At 64.4% G+C, this 20,494-nt stretch carries 18 protein-coding genes and 2 tRNA genes; 11 read left to right on the forward strand and 9 right to left on the reverse strand.

Translation table 11 applies throughout. The features are described 5' to 3' along the window. Positions 1–9: 9 nt before the first annotated feature. The 4 genes from F3J24_RS09185 to F3J24_RS09200 form a co-directional block, all read right to left on the reverse strand. Positions 10–501, reverse strand: coding sequence for a low molecular weight protein-tyrosine-phosphatase (locus F3J24_RS09185; protein ID WP_167005004.1), 492 nt, complete (start codon positions 499–501; stop codon positions 10–12). Then, entirely contained in the window at positions 498–869 is a 372-nt protein-coding gene (locus tag F3J24_RS09190; protein ID WP_167005006.1) for a hypothetical protein, read from the reverse strand. Before F3J24_RS09190 ends, F3J24_RS09185 begins: the two co-directional genes overlap by 4 nt. Before the next feature lie 101 nt (positions 870–970). Further along, the gene (locus tag F3J24_RS09195; protein ID WP_167005008.1) at positions 971–2,041 is read right to left on the reverse strand and encodes an adenosine deaminase; all 1,071 of its coding nucleotides are present in this window, start codon (positions 2,039–2,041) and stop codon (positions 971–973) included. A gap of 50 nt (positions 2,042–2,091) precedes the next feature. Beyond that, positions 2,092–2,877, reverse strand: coding sequence for a sulfite exporter TauE/SafE family protein (locus tag F3J24_RS09200; RefSeq protein ID WP_167005011.1), 786 nt, complete (start codon positions 2,875–2,877; stop codon positions 2,092–2,094). 45 nt (positions 2,878–2,922) lie between these two features. On the opposite strand from F3J24_RS09200, the gene F3J24_RS09205 reads away from it, so the two are divergent. Continuing rightward, the gene (locus tag F3J24_RS09205; protein ID WP_205244662.1) at positions 2,923–5,493 is read left to right on the forward strand and encodes an ABC transporter permease; all 2,571 of its coding nucleotides are present in this window, start codon (positions 2,923–2,925) and stop codon (positions 5,491–5,493) included. A 271-nt stretch (positions 5,494–5,764) separates the two neighbouring features. Here F3J24_RS09205 and F3J24_RS09210 read toward each other — a convergent pair whose 3' ends face one another. Beyond that, entirely contained in the window at positions 5,765–6,640 is an 876-nt protein-coding gene (locus F3J24_RS09210) for a LysR family transcriptional regulator (protein WP_167005017.1), read from the reverse strand. A 216-nt stretch (positions 6,641–6,856) separates the two neighbouring features. Between F3J24_RS09210 and F3J24_RS09215 the strand changes: the two genes are divergently transcribed. From F3J24_RS09215 to F3J24_RS09235, 5 genes are all read left to right on the forward strand, one after another. Next, a complete protein-coding gene (locus F3J24_RS09215; protein WP_240154308.1) occupies positions 6,857–8,341 on the forward strand; it encodes an MFS transporter in 1,485 nt (494 codons plus the stop codon). After that, positions 8,331–8,735 (forward strand): group II truncated hemoglobin, encoded by a 405-nt coding sequence (locus tag F3J24_RS09220; RefSeq protein ID WP_003052030.1) that lies wholly within the window; start codon positions 8,331–8,333, stop codon positions 8,733–8,735. The genes F3J24_RS09215 and F3J24_RS09220 overlap by 11 nt, the downstream gene beginning before the upstream one ends. 94 nt (positions 8,736–8,829) lie before the next feature. Continuing rightward, on the forward strand, positions 8,830–10,920 hold the full coding sequence (locus tag F3J24_RS09225) for a bifunctional 2',3'-cyclic-nucleotide 2'-phosphodiesterase/3'-nucleotidase (RefSeq protein WP_167005023.1): 2,091 nt from the start codon (positions 8,830–8,832) through the stop codon (positions 10,918–10,920). A gap of 104 nt (positions 10,921–11,024) precedes the next feature. After that, complete coding sequence (locus tag F3J24_RS09230; RefSeq protein WP_003052034.1) at positions 11,025–11,612, forward strand: LemA family protein; 588 nt, start codon at positions 11,025–11,027, stop codon at positions 11,610–11,612. Positions 11,613–11,616: 4 nt separating this feature from the next. After that, positions 11,617–12,645 carry a M48 family metalloprotease gene (locus F3J24_RS09235; protein ID WP_167005026.1) on the forward strand — a complete coding sequence of 343 codons (1,029 nt, stop codon included), beginning with the start codon at positions 11,617–11,619 and terminating at the stop codon, positions 12,643–12,645. Between the two features lie 63 nt (positions 12,646–12,708). On the opposite strand, the gene F3J24_RS09240 is transcribed toward F3J24_RS09235, so the two are convergent. Together F3J24_RS09240 and radC are read right to left on the reverse strand one after the other, a co-directional pair. Further along, positions 12,709–13,365: a Smr/MutS family protein gene (locus tag F3J24_RS09240; protein ID WP_003052037.1), complete on the reverse strand. Its 657-nt coding sequence runs from the start codon at positions 13,363–13,365 to the stop codon at positions 12,709–12,711. Further along, on the reverse strand, positions 13,362–14,045 hold the full coding sequence (gene radC, locus F3J24_RS09245) for a DNA repair protein RadC (protein ID WP_167005029.1): 684 nt from the start codon (positions 14,043–14,045) through the stop codon (positions 13,362–13,364). The genes F3J24_RS09240 and radC overlap by 4 nt, the downstream gene beginning before the upstream one ends. A 119-nt stretch (positions 14,046–14,164) precedes the next feature. On the opposite strand from radC, the gene F3J24_RS09250 reads away from it, so the two are divergent. The 5 genes from F3J24_RS09250 to F3J24_RS09270 all read left to right on the forward strand — a co-directional run bounded on the left by F3J24_RS09250 (position 14,165) and on the right by F3J24_RS09270 (position 17,325). Further along, positions 14,165–14,635, forward strand: a complete 471-nt coding sequence (locus tag F3J24_RS09250) for a peptidylprolyl isomerase (RefSeq protein ID WP_167005032.1) — start codon at positions 14,165–14,167, stop codon at positions 14,633–14,635. A 1-nt stretch (position 14,636) separates the two neighbouring features. Further along, the gene (gene ispH / locus F3J24_RS09255) at positions 14,637–15,626 is read left to right on the forward strand and encodes a 4-hydroxy-3-methylbut-2-enyl diphosphate reductase (RefSeq protein ID WP_167005035.1); all 990 of its coding nucleotides are present in this window, start codon (positions 14,637–14,639) and stop codon (positions 15,624–15,626) included. A gap of 182 nt (positions 15,627–15,808) precedes the next feature. Continuing rightward, on the forward strand, positions 15,809–17,125 hold the full coding sequence (gene serS / locus F3J24_RS09260) for a serine--tRNA ligase (RefSeq protein WP_167005038.1): 1,317 nt from the start codon (positions 15,809–15,811) through the stop codon (positions 17,123–17,125). A gap of 31 nt (positions 17,126–17,156) precedes the next feature. Then, positions 17,157–17,246 (forward strand) — tRNA-Ser (locus tag F3J24_RS09265). Positions 17,247–17,248: 2 nt separating this feature from the next. Beyond that, positions 17,249–17,325 (forward strand) — tRNA-Arg (locus F3J24_RS09270). Between the two features lie 126 nt (positions 17,326–17,451). Here the strand turns inward: F3J24_RS09270 and F3J24_RS09275 are convergent. Beyond that, positions 17,452–18,417, reverse strand: coding sequence for a bifunctional enoyl-CoA hydratase/phosphate acetyltransferase (locus F3J24_RS09275; protein WP_167005040.1), 966 nt, complete (start codon positions 18,415–18,417; stop codon positions 17,452–17,454). A gap of 224 nt (positions 18,418–18,641) precedes the next feature. Continuing rightward, positions 18,642–20,453, reverse strand: a complete 1,812-nt coding sequence (gene xsc, locus F3J24_RS09280; protein WP_003052049.1) for a sulfoacetaldehyde acetyltransferase — start codon at positions 20,451–20,453, stop codon at positions 18,642–18,644. Positions 20,454–20,494: the final 41 nt, after the last annotated feature.

The following is a 20,494-nucleotide window of genomic DNA, read 5'->3' on the forward strand; positions in this document are numbered from 1 at the left end:
GAGCTCCATTCAGGTCTGGCGATTCTGGGCGATGGTCTGCAGCAGGTTCTGGCAGGCGTCCTCGATCAGGTCGAGCACATGTTCAAAGCCTCGCTCGCCGCCATAGTAGGGGTCGGGAACCTCATTGTCGTCAAGGCGCTGACAGTAGTCGGTCAGCCGCTTCATGCGCTGCTGCTGGGCGGGTGTGGCGATGCGGCGCGCAGCGACTTCATTGGCGCTGTCCATCACCAGCACCAGATCGAAAGCGTCGAAATCCTGCTTCGTCAGTTGCCGCGCACGCTGCCCGCTGAGGTCATAGCCCCGGCGGCGGGCATGCTGCTGGCTGCGGGAATCGGGGGCCTCGCCCACGTGATAGCCGTGCGTGCCGGCGGAGTCCACTTGCACCCGATGCTGCAGACCCGCATTCGCGACCATTTTTTCCAGCACGCCATGGGCTGTGGGGCTGCGGCAGATGTTGCCGGTGCAGACCATCAGAACGCGAACGGGTTTGGCGGCACTCATGGCTGATCTTTCGCTGTTGTGGCTTGTACCTCGGCCATCCTGGTTTCCAGTGTGCGGATCTGGGTCTTGAGCTGGCGCATGCTGCTTTGCATGGTCACTCCCAGCAGGCGGCGCATGCCTTCGAAGAACAGCACCATGAAGAGCACCACGGGCAGCACGCCCCAGCGCAGCCAGGGCGAGGCCTGGTTGATCCAGGCTACGGCGCAGACCACCACAGCCATGGCCACGGCAAGATAGTTCCATTTCCTCGAGCTTTGCATCTTGCTCTCGTACTTCTGCGCAGTGGCCTCGAGCTGCTGTTCAGTGACTCTGAGCTTGGCAATGGATGCCTGAATCTCTTCAAGGCTGGCGGGCTTGTCTGACGGCATAGGGCAGATGATCGTTAAGAGAGGAGGCAGGTGTTATACCGGCCTGAGTCGATTTTGATAGCTGAAAGCGCTTGAAGGGCAAGCGCTTTGGCAATATTTGTTTAGAAGTGGTGTGTGCGGCTCAATGCATCGAACTCGGCGCCCCACTGCTGGCGAAGGCTGCGCTTTTCGCTCTCGTCTATCCAGGCCGCATCGATGCCGTTGAGCATGAAGTCCCTGAGGTCGGCCACTGAAAAGCCGAAGTCGCTGACCATCTTGGTCCAGGCTCCCGTGGGGTTCACATGGTGCAGCGTGGGGTCGTCGGTGTTGGGGTGCACGCGAAGGCCCAGGCCGGGCATCTGGCGTATCGGGTGATCCAGCGCCCAGCGTTCGGGGGCCAGTGTGCGCAGATAGTAGGAGTTGGTCGGCACCACGGTGAACACAATGCCCAGATCGGCGCAGCGCTGGGCCAGTTCCGGGTTGTCGATGACGGTGTAGCCATGATCGACACGATCCACCTTGAGCGTCTCGATGGCGGTCTGCAGATTGTTCCAGGGCAGGCCGAACTCGCTGGCATGGGCCGTGGTCTTGAGGCCGTTGCGACGCGCCAGCGCATAGGCTTCGACAAACAACTCGGGCGGGCGCTCGTTTTCGCGGTAGTCGATGCCGATGCCGGGCACATCGTCATGGCGGTTGTCCAGCATCCATTGCACCATCTGCACGGCGGCCTCAGCGGGGGCTTCGCGGTCAATGGACGGCACCAGGCGGCCACGTATGCCGCAATCCTTTTGCGCGGCTGCGGCGCCGGCCAGAATGGCTTGCTGGGCGACGGCATAGCTCATGCCCGAGCATTGCACCGTGCCCGTGGGGTTCCAGAAGAATTCGGCATAGCGCACATGGTGGGCGGCGGCATCCTGCAGGTATTCATAGGTAATGCGCTCCAGATCGGCCGGCGTCTGCAGCAGCCACTCGTCGAGTGCGCGCAGCACGCGCAGCACGCCCACGGGCTTTTCGCCGCGTGTGTAGAAGGCATCGATCTCTTCGGGAGCCAGCGGCGCCTTGGCGCGCTGCACCAGTTCGATGAAAGTATTTTTTCTGACCGTGCCCAGCAGGTGGCAGTGCAACTCCATCTTGGGGATGGCATGGGCAAAGGCGGTCAGTTCAGGTGTGGGGGCAGTAGGCGCGGCATTCATGCCGCAGATGGTAGTGTCTTGCGATCAGCCTTGCCGTAGGCAGTTCTACGTTACGGTGCCAGGAATAGCCGCGGCACGGATGCTGCCAGCATGGCGATGCCCGAGCAGGTCAGCAGGCTCAGCACGATCTGGCGAAAGCGCGCATCGCTCACGCCCTTGTAGACGCGGGTGCCGAAGATCACGGGCACCAGCACGGCCGGCAGCACGATGGCGAACGAGGGCCACATGGCGGGCTTGACCAGGCCGGTGGCCAGATAGCTGACCATGGTGACGGCCAGCACCGAGAGGTTGAAGTTCTGGATCACCGTGCGCTGCACATGGCGCTCAAAGCCGCGCAGCGTGCACCACAGCGTGGGCACGGTGCCGCTGAAGCCGCCCAGTCCGCCCATGGCGCCACCGATCAGGCCCGCAACCGCATCGCTCAGGCGGGCCAGAAGGCCGCCGCCCAGCGTCAGCCGGGGCAGGTGAGCGCTCAGCAGCATGGTGGGGCACCACAGCACCAGCAGGCAGCCCAGGCCGAGCTTGAACCAGTCCATATTGAGATGCGGCATCACGGCCACGCCCATGGGAATGCCGACCAGGCCGCCCGCGATGAAGGGCAGCAGCGACTTCCAGTGGAAATCGCGCCGCACTGTGAACGCCGCGATGATCTGGCCCGTGAGAGAGCCGAAGACCGAAAGCACGGCCGCTAGCTGCGGCTCCAGCACCCAGGCCCAGAAGGACATGGCCACCATGCCGAAGGCAAAGCCCGAAAGCCCCTGCACAAACCCCGCCACAGCGGCCCCCAGGGCCACGATCAACATTGCTTCCACGTTCTGGTCTCCGTCCGATGGCATCGATTATCGTCTTCGGTCGGCAGGGAATTGCCATGCAGTTTTGGCATGACTGCAGGCCGCTGCGCTATCGTGCAGACCATGCAAGCATCATCTGTCTGGATTCTGGGACTGCGCAATCTCTGGCGCGATCTGCGCGCTGGCGAGCTGCGCCTGATCATCGTGGCCGTGCTGCTGGCAGTGGCGGCACTGAGTTCGGTGGGCTTTTTTGCCGATCGCCTGCAGGCCGGCCTGCAGCGCGACGCCCGTCAGCTGCTGGGCGGCGATGTGGTGGTGGTCAGCGACAACCCGGCCCCCGCGGTTTTTGTGCAGCAGGCACAGCAGCAGGGACTGCAGACCGTGGCCACGGCCAGCTTTCCGACCATGGCACGGGCCGCCCAGGAGCAGGGCGGAGCCAGCCGCCTGGTGGCGCTCAAAAGCGTGGACCCCGGCTACCCGTTGCGCGGTGTGCTGCACCTGAATCAGGGGCCGGGCCAGCCAGACCTGGAAGTCCGGGCGATTCCCGAACGCGGCCATGCCTGGGTGGATGCACCGCTGCTGGAGGCGCTGGGCCTGAAGCTCGGCGACCGACTGCTGCTGGGCGATGCGAGCTTTCATATCTCGCACATCATTGCCATCGAGCCCGATCGTGGCGCGGGCTTCATGAGCTTTGCCCCGCGCGTGATGATCAACAGTGCGGACCTGCCCGCAACGCGCCTGGTGCAGCCTGCCAGCCGCATCACCTATCGGCTGGCTGTGGCGGTGCAGACAGATGCCGGGCGCGGCGCGCAGCGGGCCGCACAGGACTATCTGGGCTGGGCACAGGAACTGGCCAAGAGCCTGCATGGCGTGCGTGTGGAATCGCTGGAAAGCGGCCGCCCCGAAATGCGCCAGACCCTGGACAGGGCCGAGAAATTCCTGAGTCTGGTGGCTCTGCTCTCGGCGCTGCTGTCGGCCGTGGCCGTGGCACTGGCCGCGCGTGCCTTTGCCAACAGCCATCTCGATGCGTCGGCCATGCTGCGCGTGCTCGGCCAGAGTCAGCGCCGCATTGCCCTGGCCTATGTGGTGGAGTTCGTGAGCATTGCCCTGGCAGCCAGCGCGGCCGGCGTGCTGCTGGGCTGGGCCGTGCACCATGTGTTTGTCTGGCTGCTGGCCGGACTGGTCGAGTCTGCCCTGCCTGCGGCGAGCCTGTGGCCCGCATTGTTTGGCATGGGCATGGGGCTGACTCTGTTGCTGGCCTTTGGCTTGCCGCCCGTGCTGCAGCTGGCGCAGGTGCCGCCGCTGCGCGTGATGCGGCGCGACCTGGGGGCGCTCAAGCCCGCATCGTGGCTGGTGCTGGGTGTGGGCGTTACGGGTTTTGCGGCTTTGCTGATGGTGGCCAGCCGCGACATCAAGCTGGGTCTGATTGCCGTGGGCGGCTTTGCCGTCGCCGTGCTGCTGTTTGCAGGACTGGCCTGGCTGGCCGTCAAGCTGCTGCGCCAGGTCGTCAACGAGGCCACGGCGCCGCGCTGGCTGGTCATGGCTACGCGCCAGGTCTCGGCCAAGCCCGTGTATGCCGTGGTACAGGTCAGCTCGCTGGCCGTGGGGCTGCTGGCTCTGGTGTTGCTGGTGCTGCTGCGCACCGATCTGATTGCCAGCTGGCGCAAGGCCACGCCGGCCAATGCGCCCGATCGCTTTGTCATCAATGTCCAGCCCGATCAGGCGCAGGACTTTCAGGCCGCGCTGAAGAAGGCCGGCGTGCACAGCTATGACTGGTATCCCATGATTCGCGGCCGGCTGATTGCCGTCAATGGCAAGGCCGTCAGCCCTGAGGACTATGAGGAGGATCGCGCCAAGCGTCTGGTGGATCGGGAGTTCAATATCTCCACCGCCGAAACCATGCCCGATCACAACCAGATCGTGGGCGGCCGCTGGCAGGCGGGCGAGCAGGGTGCGATCAGCATGGAAGAAGGCATCGCCAAGACCCTGGGCCTGAAGCTGGGCGATACGCTGCGCTTCGATATCGGCGGCGAGGAGAACGAGGCCCGCATCACCAGCCTGCGCAAGGTGGACTGGAGTTCCATGCGTGCCAACTTCTTTGTGATCTACCCGGTGCAGCATCTGGACAACGTGGCCGTGACCTATCTGGCGGCCTATCGCGCGCCCGACATCAAGGGCTTTGACAATGCGCTGGTCAATGAATTTCCCAACATCACCAATGTTGACCTGAGCAGCACGCTGGCCCAGGTGCAGCAGGTGATGGACCAGGTCATACGCGCAGTGGAGTTCCTGTTCGGCTTCACGCTGGTGGCGGGGCTGGTCGTGCTGTTTGCCTCCGTCACCGGCACGCGTGAGGAAAGAGCGCGCGAATACGCCATCATGCGTGCCGTGGGAGCCCGGTCGGGCCTGCTGCGGCAGGTGCAGAGCGCGGAGCTGGCCGGCGTGGGTCTGATGGCTGGCTTTCTGGCTAGCTGCGTGGCCCTGGCCGTGGGCTGGGCGCTGGCACGCTGGGTGTTCGATTTCGAATGGAATGTGCTTTGGTGGGTACCGCTGGTGGGTGCGCTGGCGGGCGCATTGCTGGCCTGGCTGGCCGGCTGGTGGGCGTTGCGCGAGGTGGTCAGCCGCCCGGTGATGATCACGCTGCGCCAGGCGGCGGAATAAGAACGTGCTTACGATCTCCTCGCGCCGCGACAGAGGCTTTGCGGGATGGCATGCAAGGCGCGATACCGCAGCAATAGCTCTGCTATTGCGAGGATTCGCAACGCCGCAGACCGCCCGCAAAGCCTCTGTCCCGCAGGGTTGGCGCGAAATCGGGCGATTTCTGCGCGTTGTCTCTTGCTTGCACCCCGGTGCAAGCGGCGAGCCATTGCTTCGAACTCATCCCGATTGCGCTCCAACGCGGCTGCGTAGAGATCGTAAGCACGTTCTAAGGCTAGCCCTTGAACAGCCGCTCGCTCGCAAAGTCCACAAAAGCCCGGACCTTGGGCGAGAGCTGGCGGCTGGAGGGCCAGAGTGCCGAGAACTGCCCGCTATGCGTGAGCTGCTGCGCCAGGACCTGCTGGAGTTCGCCACGCGCCAGTGCGTCGCGGGCCAGGAAGTCGGGCATATAGGCCAGGCCCAGGCCTGAGATGGCTGCGCCCAGCATGGCTTCCATGTTGTTGCAGGCCAGGGCGATGGGCATGGCGGGCAGTCCGGGCAGCGTCCACTCCTCGAGCTTGCCGCTGTTCAGAAAGCGATAGCGCAGGCTGCTGTGTCCGGCAAGGTCGGCCGGCGTTAGCGGCAGACCGCGCTCGGCCAGATAGGTCGGCGAGGCCGCGAGAATGAAGCGAAACGGCCCGAGTCGGCGCGCCACCAGCCGCGAATCGGCCAGCTCGCCGCTACGTATGACTACATCGAGGCCGGCTTCGACGACATCGACCAGATGGTCGTTGAAGTCCAGATCCAGCTCCACCTCGGGATAGCGGGCCTGGAATTCGGGCAGCACGGGCAGCAGAAAACGGTAGCCGATGGTGGGCAGGCTCACGCGCAGCCGGCCGCGCGGCGCTTCGGCGGCGGCCTGCATGGCCGCGCGTGCATCGTGCAACTCGTCGAGAATGCGCCGGCAGCGTTCGTGAAACAGAGTCCCTTCCTGTGTCAGACGCACCTGGCGTGTGGTGCGATGGAAGAGGCGCAGGCCGAGTTGCTGCTCCAGGCGCGCCACGTTCTTGCCCACGGCCGAGGCCGAGATGCCAAGCGCGCGGCCAGCCTCCGCAAAGCTCAGAAGATCGGCGGCACGTACAAAGGACTCAAGTCCGCTGAAGCTGTCCATGATGATTGGCAACCTTAGGTTGGGATTGTTGGGAGTTTTAAAGCTATTTTCGTTTGATTGGAGCGCTTTTATCGTTCATTTCTGATTGATTCACGAAGCCAGTCCTCCATGTCCTGCTCCACTTCTCCATCCCGCCCACAGGCGGATCTTCCGATTTGCGCCCGCCGCGCATCGCCTGCCTGGGTGCTGCTATCAGTCTGCCTGGCTGCTCTGGCCATGCCGCTGAGCTTTACCGGGCCGGCCGTGGCACTGTCGGCGCTGCGCGAGGCGCTGGGCGGCGGCCCTCTGGCGCTGAACTGGGTCATCAATGCCTTCATGCTGAGCTTCGGCGCCACACTGATGGCGGCAGGAGCATTGGCCGATGTCTACGGGCGGCGGCGCGTGTTTCTTGCGGGGCTGGCCGTCGTGGTGGGCAGCGTGCTGCTGCAGGTCTGCCTGCAAGGCAAGGGGGCCATCATTGGCTTCGATCTGCTGCGGGCGCTGCAGGGACTGGGCGCGGCCGCTGCGCTGGCGGCAGGCACGGCCGGCCTGGCCCAGGCCTACGATGGTGCCGGGCGTACCCGGGCCTTCAGTTTCGTGGGCACCTCTTTTGGGGTGGGACTGGCCTTCGGACCCTTGCTGTCGGGTTGGTTGCTGCAAAGTTTGGGTTGGCGCAGCGTGATGCTCAGCGCCGCCGTCGCAGCATTCGCTGCGCTGCTGCTGGGCCTGCGCCATATGCCGGAGTCGCGCAATCCGCAGGCACAGCGGCTGGACCTGCCGGGCGCGCTGTCGTTCACGCTGGCGCTGGCTCTGTTGACCTGGGGCATGCTGCAGGTCCCGGAAACGGGCTGGTCGCATGGCCGCACATGGCTGCCCCTGGCGGCTGCCCTGCTGGCGGCAGCGGCCTTTGTGCAGATCGAGCGCCGTAGCGCCCACCCCATGCTGGACCTGTCGCTATTCCGCTATCCGCGCTTTGTCGGCGTGCAGCTGCTGGCCGCAGCACCTGCCTATGCCTTCGTGGTGCTGCTGGTGCTGCTGCCGCTGCGCTTCATCGGCGTGGAAGGCTTGGCGCCGCTCGCGGCCGGGCAGCGGATGTTCGTGCTGTCGCTGCCCATGCTGTGCGTGCCGCTGCTGGCGGGCTGGCTTGCGCGCTGGCTGTCGGCCGCCCTGCTGTGCGGGGCGGGACTGCTGATCTGTGCCATGGGCTTGCTGTGGCTGGGTCGCTGCGCCCCCGGCTCGGACCTGACGCAGATGGCTGCGCCGCTGCTGCTGATCGGTCTGGGCATAGGCCTGCCCTGGGGGCTGATGGACGGGCTTGCCGTGACCGTGGTGCCGCGCGAGCGTGCCGGTATGGCCACGGGCATCTTCAGCACCGTGCGTGTGGCGGGCGAAGGCATGGCCCTGGCCGTGGTCGGGGCCGCGCTGGCCGCGCTGCTGGCGCGGGAGTTGGCGGCTCTCTCGCCCTCCATGACGCAGGGCTCTGCCGTGGCCCAGATGCTGGTTACCGGCAATATGCAGGGAGCGCTGACGTTGATGCAGGACGCGTCGGCCGCCGATCTGCTCAAGGCCTATGGCCTGGCTTTTTCCAGCTTGCTCGATGTGCTGGCCGGCGTGACGGTGCTGACGGCCGTTGGGGTTTTCGCATTCCTGCGCTCGGGTACGGACATGCCGCATGTCCGACAATCGGGACTGACTCGCAAAGCCGCTACACATGCAGATTGAAGAAAAGCCCCCGTTTGATACCCCCTACGAATGGATAGGTGGCGAAGACAAAGTCCAGCAGCTGGTTGCCCGTTTCTATGACCTCATGGATCTGGAGCCCGGCTACAAGGAGCTGCGCGCCGCCCACGGCAGCACGCTCGACGACGCGCGCCAGAAGCTGTTCTGGTTTCTCTGCGGCTGGCTGGGCGGCCCCGACTATTACCAGGATCGTTTCGGTCATCCGCGTCTGCGCATGCGCCATATGCCGTTTTCCATCGGCATCCAGGAGCGTGACCAGTGGGTGGCCTGCATGGATCAGGCCATGGGCGAGACCGAGGTGCCCGAGGCCTTGCGCACGCGCCTCAAGGCCAGCTTCATGAACACGGCGGACTGGATGCGCAATCGCGGCGCCTGAGTTCCTGGGCCCGGTGGCAAAGCGTCAAATTTCCTTCATGACGCTGTAAAAACCCCTGCCGACACTGCCTGTTTTTCAACAAGCAGGGTCAACCATGCAGGATTTCGATTTGCCGGGCGCAAAGCTGCGTTCGGGCGGTTTCTTCTCGGCATTGCAGCAACGCCGCCATGTGCTGACGGCCGTAGGCTGTGCCGCCTTGCTGGCCGCCTGCGGCGGCAGCGACGACAGCAGCACAACGCCTGTCACCGCACAGCCTGCCACGGCGACGCTGGCCGTTCTGGAGACCACGGACCTGCACTTCAATGTGCGCAGCTATGACTATTTCAAGCTGGCCGAAGACAAGACCTATGGCTTCGAGCGCACGGCCACTCTGATCCGTGCGGCCCGCAAGGAATTTGCCAACACGCTGCTGGTGGACAACGGCGACACCATCCAGGGCACGGCCCTGGCCGACTACGAGGCCGAGATCAAGCCTATCGCCTGCACGCAGCAGCTGTCCATGTACAAGGCCATGGGCGCGCTGAGCTTTGACGCCGGCACGCTGGGCAATCACGAGTTCAATTACGGTCTGCCCTTTCTCAACCAGGTGCTGGGTGGCGGTCTGGATGTGGACGGCGTGGACGCCAGCCAGAAATGTGCGGGCAACGGCTATCCGGCCGTGCTGGCCAATGTCTACAGCAGCAAGACCAAGAAGCCGCTGGTCCAGCCCTATGCCGTGCTGGAGCGCACCATGGTGGCCAAGGGCAGCGACGGCAAGGAAGTCAAGCTGCCCATCAAGATCGGCGTGATCGGCTTCACCACGCCGGGCATCATGAACTGGGACAAGCGTTATCTGGAAGGCAAGGTCTACACCGAGGGCGCGGTCGAGGCGGCCAGCAAATACGTGCCCGAGCTGCGCGCCAAGGGCGCCGATGTGGTGGTGGCGCTGCTGCATGGCGGTCTGGATGGCTCGGCCTATTCGGCGACCATGGAGAACCCCGGCCTGTATCTGTCCAAGGTGGCGGGCATCGATGCCATGGTCATGGGCCATCAGCACAGCGTGTTTCCTGATCTGTCGGCCAAGCCCGCCTACAGCCAGAGCGGCGTGGACAACCAGGCCGGCACCATCAACGGCGTGCCTGCGGTCATGGCCAGCTCCTGGGGCAAGGCGCTGGGCGTGATCCAGCTGCCGCTGCAATGGGACGGCAAGAAGTGGAGCGTGGCCAAGACCGGCAGCAAGAGCGAGCTGCGCAACATCCAGAACAAGGATGCCGCAGGTGCCACGGCGTTTGTGGATGCCGATCCGGCCGTTGCGCCGCTGATCGAGACACAGCATCAGGCGGCCATCAGCTATGTGAAGACGCCCATCGGCAGCACGGACTTCCGCATGAGCACGCTGTTTGCCGATGTGGGCGATCCCGGTGCGATCCAGATCGTCAACCAGGCCCAGCAGGCCTATGTGGCCAGCTACATCAAGGCCAATCTGCCGCAGTACGCCAGCCTGCCCGTGCTCTCGGTGAGCGCGCCGTTCAAGTCCGGCTTCCAGGGCGGCAAGGACTTCACCGATGTGGCGGCCGGCTCGCTGGCCATCTACAACGCGGCCGACCTGTATCTGTACCCCAACACCGTGTATGCGGTGAAGGTCAATGGCGCCGACATCAAGAGCTGGCTGGAAGCTGCCGCCAAGCGCTTCAACCAGATCGACGTGAGCAAGACGGCCGAGCAGCCTTTGATCAGCAGCTTCCCGGGCTACAACTTCGACATGTTCACCACGGCCGATGTGCAGTACGAGATCGATGTCACTCAGCCTCTGGGCAGCCGTATCAAGAACCTGAGCTATCTGGGCAAGCCCATGGATACGGCGCAGGAGTTCGTGATCGCCACCAACAACTACCGTGCCACCAGCGGTGCCAGCTTCATCCCCAAGCTCGACGGCTCGTCGGCCATCTGGGCATCGCCCGATGCGAACCGCGATGTGGTGATCGGGTATGTGCGCCAGAATCCGCAGATCACCAGAGTCGCCAATGGTGCTGCCAAGAGCTGGCGCTTTACCAAGGTGACCACGGCCGGCCCGGTGGTGTTCAGCTCCGGTGCCGACGCCCTGAGCGTGGCCCAGGCCGCCGGCTTGACGGGAGTGTCCGTGCTGGCCGCGGATGATGGCTCCGGCAAGGGCATGAGCAAATATCAGCTCGATCTGTCCAAGTAGGCTGCGTTGTCGAAACAACTGCCGCCGTGGCTGCAAAAGCTACGGCGGCTTTTTTCTGGGACTGGCTATGATGCGAGAAATTTTTCAGGGATAGGGGAGAGGGTATGACGGCATATATCGCACTGGCAGTGGTGGTGGTGATCGTGATCTGGGCAATTGCCCTCTACAACCGCTTGCGCACGCACAAGAACCAGGTGGAGAACGCGTTTGCGCAGATCGATGTGCAGCTCAAGCGCCGCCATGACCTGATTCCCAACCTGGTGGAGGTTGCCCGCGGCTATATGCAGCACGAGGCTCAGACGCTGGAGGCCGTGATTCGCGCACGCGGCGAGGCCGTCAGCGCTGCCGACAAGGCGCGCCAGTCGCCGGGTAAGGCGCAAGTCATGGGGGCGCTCATGGCGGCAGAGCAGGTGCTGGGCGGCCAGATGGGCCGTCTGATGGCGCTGGCCGAGGCCTATCCCACCCTCAAGGCCGATGCCCGCATGCAGCAGCTCAGCGAAGAGATCACCAGCACCGAGAACCGCATCGGCTTTGCACGCCAGTCCTATAACGACGAGGTGCTGGACTTCAACAACCAGGCTGGACAGTTCCCGGACCTGATCGTGGCACGGCTGGTGGGGTTTGTGCATCTGGACATGCTGGCTTCGACCCAGAGCGAGCAGGAGCGCGCCGTCCCTCAGGTCAGGTTCTGAGCGCATGCGTTTTTGGGAGCGACAGCGCGAAGCCAGGCGCAGCACGCGCTGGTTGCTGCTGGTGTTCGGCCTGTGCGTGCTGGCCGTGGTGGTATCGGTGCATCTGGGCTTGATGCTGGCCTGGTGGCTGGGCACTCTGGCATTCGGCGGCTGGGACTATCCCACAGGCTTTGCGGCGGTGAATATCGGCGTGACCTTGCTGCTGGTGCTGGGCGGCTGCTGGATAGAGCTGGACCAGCTGCGCCACGGCGGGCGCAAACTGGCACAGCGCGTGGGAGCGCGCGAGGCCAGACCCGGTAGCTCGCTGGCCGAGCAGCAGCTGTGCAATATCGTCCATGAAATGTGCATCGCGGCGCAATGGCCTGCGCCCCAGGTCGCGGTGCTGGCGCGGACCGAGGCCATCAACGCCTTTGCGGCGGGCTGGGACGCGCAGGACTCCGTCATTGCCGTGACCCAGGGGGCGCTGGACCAGCTCAGCCGTGAGGAAATGCAGGGCCTGGTGGCGCATGAACTGTCCCATCTGCGCGAGGGCGACACGCGGCTGAACATGCAGCTGGCCGGCATGGTCTACGGGCTGGAGCTGATTCACAACTTCGGCCAGAGCCTGCGCGAACGCGACAGCATCCTTACGCAATGGTTTGGCCTCTTCATCCAGGCTGCGGGCTTTGTCGGCTGGCTCGGCGGTCAGTTGCTCAAGGCTGCCGTGTCGCGCCAGCGCGAATATCTGGCCGACGCGCGTGCCGTGCAATGGACACGCAGCAAGGACGGCCTGGGCGGCGTGCTGCGCAAGGTGCTCACGCAGCGTGAGCTGGCCGAGGAGCAGTACGGCAGCTGGCAGCAGGACACGCGCAGCCACCAGGGGCTGGACAAGCGCATCGTGCAGCACATGTTGCTGGCCGAAACACCCCATGCCAGCCGCCTCGAAGACTGGCTGGAGTCCCACCCCACGGTGCCCGAGCGCATACGCCGCATTTACGGCCGCGACATGCGACCGTTGCCCTTGCCGCTCAATACCGTGCCACAGGGAAGATAAGCCTTTTGGGCTCAATCCCAATGTAGATAAGCGCGAGCAGCTATCAGATCCGAAGTATGGGGCTCAGAACAGCTTGCGCTTGCCTGGCTGCAGCAGCACCACCAGCGCGCCCGCGCCTCCTTCGGCCGGGCGGGCCTGGACAAAGGCGAGAACCTCTTTCTTCTGGACCAGCCAGCGCTGCACCTTGCCCTTGAGCACGGGGGTGCGGCCCGGCGAGCCCAGGCCCTTGCCGTGCACGATGCGCACGCAACGCACGCCCGTGCGGTGCGACAGCCGGATGAACTGGCCCAGCGCCTCGCGGGCTTCGTCCGAGCGCAAGCCGTGCAGGTCCAGCTGGCGCTGGATGCTCCAGTGGCCGCCACGCAGCTTGCGCGTCACGTCGAGACCGATACCGGGGCGGCGAAAGCTCAGTTGATCGTCCACGTCCAGCAGGGTGCTGACATCGAATTCGTCGCTCATGGCTTCGCGCAGCACATTCTGTTCGTCCAGCACCATCTGCAGCGGCAGCGGCGAGGGCGCCGGCTCCAGAAAGCTGACTTCGTTGCGCGAGCGCAGCGGCGTGACCTTGCCGACGCTGAGCGCAAACAGATTGCGTTCGCGTTCGCGCGCTGCACGCGCCTCGGCCTGGGCGAGGGCCAGGGCTTCGGCCTGTTCGCGCAGCTGCTTGAGGTGGCGGGAGATGCCGGCCAGATCCTGCAGCGAGCGGTGTCCATGGCTCATAGCAAACTCTCCTCGGCCATGGAGCAGGCAGCGCCCGGTCCGACGATGATGTGGTCGAGCACGCGCACATCGATCAAGGCCAGGGCGGCCTTGAGCGTGGCGGTCAGCGCGCAGTCGGCGCTGCTGGGCTGCACGCTGCCGCTGGGGTGGTTGTGCGCGAGGATCACCGCGCCGGCCTGATGGTGCAGGGCGCGAAGCACGACTTCACGAGGGTAGACGGAGGTTTGCGTCAAGGTACCGCGAAACATTTCTTCAAGAGCCAGCAAGCGGTTCTGACTGTCCAGAAACAGCACGGCAAACACCTCGTGCGGCCTGGCTGCCAGGTGCAGCTGCAGATAGTGCTTGACGGCTTCGGGGGAGGAAAAGACTTCCCGCTCGCGCAACTGCTGCGCCGTGGCGCGTCGGGCCAGCTCCAGCACGGCCATCAGCTCGGCGCGCTTGGCCGGGCCCAGGCCTTTGACGGTTGCCAAGGCCTTGTAGTCGGCGGCCAGCAGTCCGGCCAGACCGCCTGTTCCCTGGCGATCACCGGGCAGCTCCTGCGCCATCTGCAGCACCGTCTTGCCGGCCATGCCGGTGCGCAGAATGACGGCCAGCAGCTCGGCATCCGAGAGCGCAGCCGCACCCCGCTGCGCGAGCTTTTCGCGCGGCTGGGCATCCAGGGGCAGGTCTTTGATGGGCATGGGTGTCAGTGCTTGCTCACACAAGGCAGGAAAGTCCAGGGCGGGCCGGGCATCTCAACGCAGGCTCGGAGAGGTTATAGGCTCGCTCTTACAATGCAGCCCAGTTTATCGGGACTTTCATGACCACAAGCGCAACCCCTTCGGATCTGCCCGTCGTGCAGGCAGGCTCTTTTCTCACGCTGCATTACCGCCTGGCGGGCCCTGCGGGCGATGTGATCAATACCTTCAACGAAAAGCCGGCGACACTGTCGCTGGGGGCGGGCGAGCTGTCACCGGCGATGGAAGACAAGCTGATCGGCCTGGCCGAGGGCACGCACACCACTTTCGAGCTGCCCGCAGGCGAAGCCTTTGGCGAGCGCAACCCCGACATGATGCAGTGGGTGGCCCGCAAGCTCATGAACGAGCTCGGCGACCCGCATGAGCAATACACTGCAGGCGATGTGGTGCAGTTCCCCACGCCCGACGGCCTGGGTCAATATGCCGGCGCCGTGGTGCAGGTGCGCGAGGACGGCGCCGTGCTGTTCGACTTCAACCACCCGCTGGCCGGCCAGCCCGTGACGTTTGAAGTGAAGCTGATCGGGGTACTCTGAGGTGGTGGGCGCCAAGGAAGTCCTGCTGGCCGAGCCGCGCGGCTTTTGCGCCGGGGTGGATCGCGCCATCGAGATCGTGGAGCGGGCGCTGGCCAAGTTCGGCGCGCCCATCTACGTGCGCCACGAGATCGTGCACAACACCTTTGTGGTCAACGATCTCAAGGCCAAGGGCGCCATCTTCATCGAGGAGCTCGACGAGGTGCCACCCGGCGCCACGCTGATCTTCTCGGCCCACGGCGTCTCCAAGGCCGTGCAGGAGGAGGCCGAGCGCCGGGGCTTTGCCATCTTCGATGCGACCTGCCCGCTGGTCACCAAGGTGCATGTGGAAGTCGCCAAGCTGGCCAAGGAAGGCTACGAATTCCTCATGATCGGCCACAAGGGCCATCCCGAGGTCGAAGGCACCATGGGCCAGCTCTCCGAAGGCATTCACCTGGTCGAGGACGAGGGCGATGTGGCCAAGGTGGCGCCGCGCCAGACCGAAAAGCTGGCCGTGGTGACGCAGACCACGCTGTCGGTCGATGACGCCGCAGGCATCAAGGCCGCCATCAAGGCGCGTTTTCCGCAGGTGCGCGAGCCCAAGCAGCAGGACATCTGCTATGCCACGCAGAATCGGCAGGACGCCGTGAAGGTGCTGGCACCCCAGGTGGATCTGGTTATCGTCGTCGGCAGCCCGACCAGCTCCAACAGCAATCGCCTGCGTGAGCTGGCCGATCGCCTGGGCACGCCTGCCTACATGGTGGACAACGCGCTTGAGCTCAAGCAGGAATGGTTTGCCGATGCGGCCCGCGTGGGGCTGACGGCCGGTGCCTCGGCGCCCGAAGTGCTGGTCGACGAGGTCATCGCACGCATCCGGCAATTGGGCGCAGTCGCCGTGCGCAAGATGGACGGTATCGAGGAAACCATCAAGTTCCCGCTGCCCAAGGGTCTGAAGATCGACGCGGCCACGGGCCTGGAGATTGCAGTGCGCAAGGCGCCCGAGACCGGACATTGAGTTCTGACAAGCTGATTGCTTGAAACTTCATAGCGCCTTGCGCTGGGTATTCGTTAATTTCAGATAGTTTTATGCTGAAATTCTATGAATAGCCTGCGCAAGGCGCTTTGCTTTTGATAGCTGACTGCTGCCATCCCCCGTGTATCGGCCGGGTGCGGCCAGTCGCTCTAAAATCCCCCTCTATGCTCGACATTCAACTTCTCCGCAAAGACCTGGATTCAGTCGTCGCCCGACTGCAAACCCGCAAGAACCCCCAAGCCTTCCTGAACGTGGAAGCCTTCAAGGCGCTGGAATCCGAACGCAAGTCCATCCAGACGCGCACGGAGGAGCTGCAGTCCAAGCGCAACCAGCTGTCCAAGCAGATCGGCATGTTGATGGGCAAGGGCGAAAAGGACGCCGCCGAAGCCGCCAAGGCCGAAGTGGCCGCCATGAAGACTGAGCTGGAACAATCGGCCACGCGCCTGGACCAGATCCAGACCGAGCTGCAGGCCATGCTGGTGGCCGTGCCCAATCTGCCTCATGAGTCCGTACCCGTGGGCGCCGACGAAGAAGGCAATGTGGAAGTGCGTCGCTTCGGCACGCCGAGGAATTTCGACTTCGAGATCAAGGATCACGTCGATCTGGGCGCCCCCATCGGCCTGGACTTCGAAGCCGGCATCAAGCTCACAGGCTCGCGCTTTACCGTGATGCAGGGCCAGATCGCGCGCCTGCACCGTGCGCTGGCCCAGTTCATGCTGGACCTGCAGACCGAGCAGCATGGCTATACCGAATGCTATGTGCCTTACATCGTCAACAGCGATTCGCTCAAGGGCACGGGCCAGCTGCCCAAGTTCGAAGGCGATCTGTTCGCTGCCAACAAGGGCGGTCAGGACGCCGAACCCGTGCCCGATACTGCGGCTCTGTACCTGATTCCCACGGCCGAAGTGCCTCTGACGAATCTGGTGCGCGATGAAGTGCTGGCCGAAGATCGTCTGCCCATCAAGCTGACCGCACACAGCCCCTGCTTCCGTTCCGAAGCCGGCTCCGGCGGCCGCGACACGCGCGGTCTGATCCGTCAGCACCAGTTCGACAAGGTCGAGATGGTGCAGATCGTGCATCCCGAAAAGAGCTATGAAGCGCTGGAAGAGATGACCGGTCACGCAGAAGCCGTGCTGCAGAAGCTGGGCCTGCCGTACCGCGTGATGAGCCTGTGCACAGGCGACATGGGCTTTGGCGCTGCCAAGACCTATGACCTGGAAGTCTGGGTGCCGGCACAGGGCACCTACCGCGAAATCAGCTCGGTCTCCAACTGCGAAGCCTTCCAGGCGCGCCGCATGCAGGCCCGCTTCAAGAATGCTCAGGGCAAGAACGAACTGGTGCACACGCTCAACGGTTCCGGCCTGGCCGTGGGTCGTACGCTGGTCGCCGTGCTGGAGAACTATCAGAACGCCGACGGCTCGATCACCGTGCCCGAAGCACTGGTTTCGTACATGGGTGGCAAAACTTTGCTGAAGGCCTGAATTTTTAGGCTACAATAGATGCTTCGACACAGGAGAGGTGGCAGAGTGGTCGAATGTACCTGACTCGAAATCAGGCGTACGTGCAAACGTACCGTGGGTTCGAATCCCACCCTCTCCGCCAATGCGGCTGTAGCTCAGCTGGATAGAGTACTTGGCTACGAACCAAGGGGTCGTGGGTTCGATTCCTGCCAGCCGCACCAAACGTTAAGCCTCAGAGTAGAAATACTCTGAGGCTTTTTCGTTTCTGGCGTCTGCGGGAGATAGGCGTTTGACAGAAAGGCCCGGCCACCGCAGTGTTCGGCAGGGCCTTGGCCCCAAGTCTTGCTCTATGCCTGCATCCCTGCACTGGCCAGCACGGCCAGGGCGCAGGAGGCGATGCGGCTGGCCACCGAGTCGGAGCGGCTGGTCAGCACGATGGGCACGCGCATGCCCAGCACCAGGCCGGCGCATTCGGCGTTGGCCATGTAGACCAACTGCTTGTAGATCATGTTTCCAGCTTCGAGGTTGGGCGCCAGCAGCACATCGGGACGGCCTGCGACATCGGAGACGATGCCCTTGTTGTGCGCCGAGTGCAGGGAGATGGCGTTGTCGTAGGCCAGCGGTCCGTCAAAGATGCCGCCCGTGATCTGGCCGCGGTCGGCCATCTTGCACAGGGCTGCCGCATCGATGGTTCCGGGAATGGCCGGGTTGACGGTTTCCACCGCCGACAGCAGGGCCACGCGCGGCTGGACTATGCCGATGGCCTGCGCCAGATCGACCGCGTTCTGGGCGATGTCGCGTTTTTCTATCAGGCTGGGGAAGATGTTGACCACGCAGTCGGTCATCAGCAGCGGGCGGTCGTAGCCGGGGATGTCCATGATGAATACATGGCTGGCCCGGCGGCTGCCGCGCAGACCGGCTTCGCGCGCCACGGCCGCGCCCAGCAGATCGTCGCTGTGCAGGCTGCCCTTCATCAGAGCCCGGGCCTGACCATCGCGGCACAGGGCTGCGGCATGTGCCGCAGCGATGCGGGAGTCGTCCGCCGTGGCATGGATCTCGGCGGCCGACAGATCCAGACCGGCAGAGCGGGCCGTAGCCTCGATGCGCTGGCGCGGGCCTACCAGCAGGGGCTTGATCAGGCCGGCTTCCGCCGCCTGCATGGCTGCCAGCAAAGAGCTGGCATCGCAGGGATAGGCCACGGCCACGGGAATCGGACCGCGGGCCCGGGCCTGGTTGATCAATTGCTGGAGATGGGGACGCGGCGTGGCGGGCACATCGTCGGCGGCCACGGCAAGGGAGAGTGGGGGAGTCATGAAAGCTCCTGCGGGGAAGTACAAGGCCCGGCGTGAGTAACGCAGGGGGTCTGGGAGTCGGCTTTCGAGGGCCTTGCGCTTTACCCAAGGCGCATGAAACCGGCGCGGCCCAACCCAGGGACACCGAGGAAGGGCTGCCCCGCACCGAGGGTGTCGTCCCCCTCCCCCGCGCAGCGGGTAGAGAGGGGGAAGGCGCGTAGCGCCTCAGAGGGTGTCAGACGGCGTCAGACAAAGTCTTTGTACTTGTCCAGCATGCGCACGGGCTTGGACAAGGCGTCGCGGCGGAAGGGGTCGCCGAGCTCGCGGGTACACATGATCTCGATCACGCAGGTCTTGCCTTCCTTCATCTGCATGTCGATGGCTTTTTGCAGTGCCGGGCCCACGTCCTCGATATGGTCCACCACGATGCCTTCGGCTCCCATGGCCTTGGCGATGTCGGAGAAGCTTTCGCTCTCCAGCTCGCCCGCCACGAAACGGCGGTTGTAGAAGTCCACCTGGTTCTTCTTTTCTGCGCCCCACTGGCGGTTGTGGAACACCACGGCGGTCACGGGGATGTCGTGGCGCACGGCGGTCATGATCTCCATCATGCTCATGCCCCAGGCACCGTCACCTGCATAGGCGATGGCCGGGCGATCGGGTGCTGCGCACTTGGCGCCGATGATGGTGGGCAGCGCATAGCCGCAGTTGCCGAAGCTCATGGGAGCGAAGAAGCTGCGCGGCTCGTCGAAGCGCAGATAGCTGTTGGCCACCGAATTGATGTTGCCGATGTCGGTGGATACCATGACGCGCGCCGGCATGGCTTTTTCGAGCTCTCGCAGCACCTGGCGGGGATGCAGATAGCTGCCGCCGGTCGGCGTGCGTTCGCCCTTGGCCTCTTCGATCATGTCCAGGCTGTAGGGGTCGCGCTCGTGGGTCCAGCCGTCGAGCTCCTTCTCCCAGGCGGCCTTTTCCGTGGCGATGGTGTCGGCGCGCGCTGCCTTGGTGGCATCGCAGCCCAGCGTCACATCGGCCAGGCGCCTGCTCAACTCGGCCGCCACGGCCTTGGCATCGCCGTTGATGCCCACGGCGATCTTCTTGACCAGGCCCAGGTTGGTGTGATCGGCCTCGATCTGGATGATCTTGGCGGTCTTGGGCCAATAGTCCATGCCATGCTGGGGCAGGGTGCCGAAGGGGCCCATGCGCGAGCCCAGCGCAATCACCACGTCGGCCTGGGCGATCAGCTTCATGGCGGCCTTGGAGCCCTGGTAGCCCAGAGGGCCGGCCCACAGCGGGTGCTTGGCGGGGAAGGCATCGTTGCGCAGATAGCCCGTGGCCACGGGAGCGCCCAGGCGCTCGGCCAGCTGCCTGGCTTCCTCCACGGCATCGCCCATGACCACGCCACCGCCGGCCAGGATCACCGGGAACTTGGCAGTCTTGAGCAGCTCCACGGCGGCCTGCAGGCTGGCTTCGCCGCCATGGCCGCGGTCCACGCGCATGGGCTTGGGAATCTCGCACTCGATCTCGCCGTAGAAGTAGTCACGTGGAATATTGAGCTGGGTCGGACCCATCTCGGACATGGCGCGGTCGAAGACGCGGCCCGTGAACTCGGCCATGCGCTTGGGGTTGCAGACATGGCCCTGGTACTTGGTGAACTCCTGGAACATGGGCAGCTGATTGGCTTCCTGGAAGCCGCCCAGGCCCATGCCCATGGTGCCGGTCTCGGGAGTCACGATCACCACCGGGCTGTGCGCCCAGTAGGCTGCGGCAATCCCGGTCACGCAGTTGCTGATGCCGGGGCCGTTCTGGCCGATCACCACGCCGTGGCGACCCGAGACGCGGGCATAGCCATCGGCCATATGGGCCGCTCCTTGCTCATGCACCACCGGGATCAGGCGAATGCCTGCGGGGGCGAAGATGTCCATGGCATCCATGAAGGCGGAACCCATGATGCCGAACATCTCGCTGACGCCATTGGCGACGCAGGTTTCCACGAATGCTTCCGAAGGGGTCATCTTGTGAACGCCTTCAACCACTTTACGATTGTCCGTTGCAGCCATCTCTGTCTCCTTAAGAATTTGAAACCTATGGTTCCGAAAAA

It is taken from the genome of Comamonas sp. Tr-654, assembly GCF_011752915.1.
Taxonomy (GTDB): domain Bacteria; phylum Pseudomonadota; class Gammaproteobacteria; order Burkholderiales; family Burkholderiaceae_C; genus Comamonas.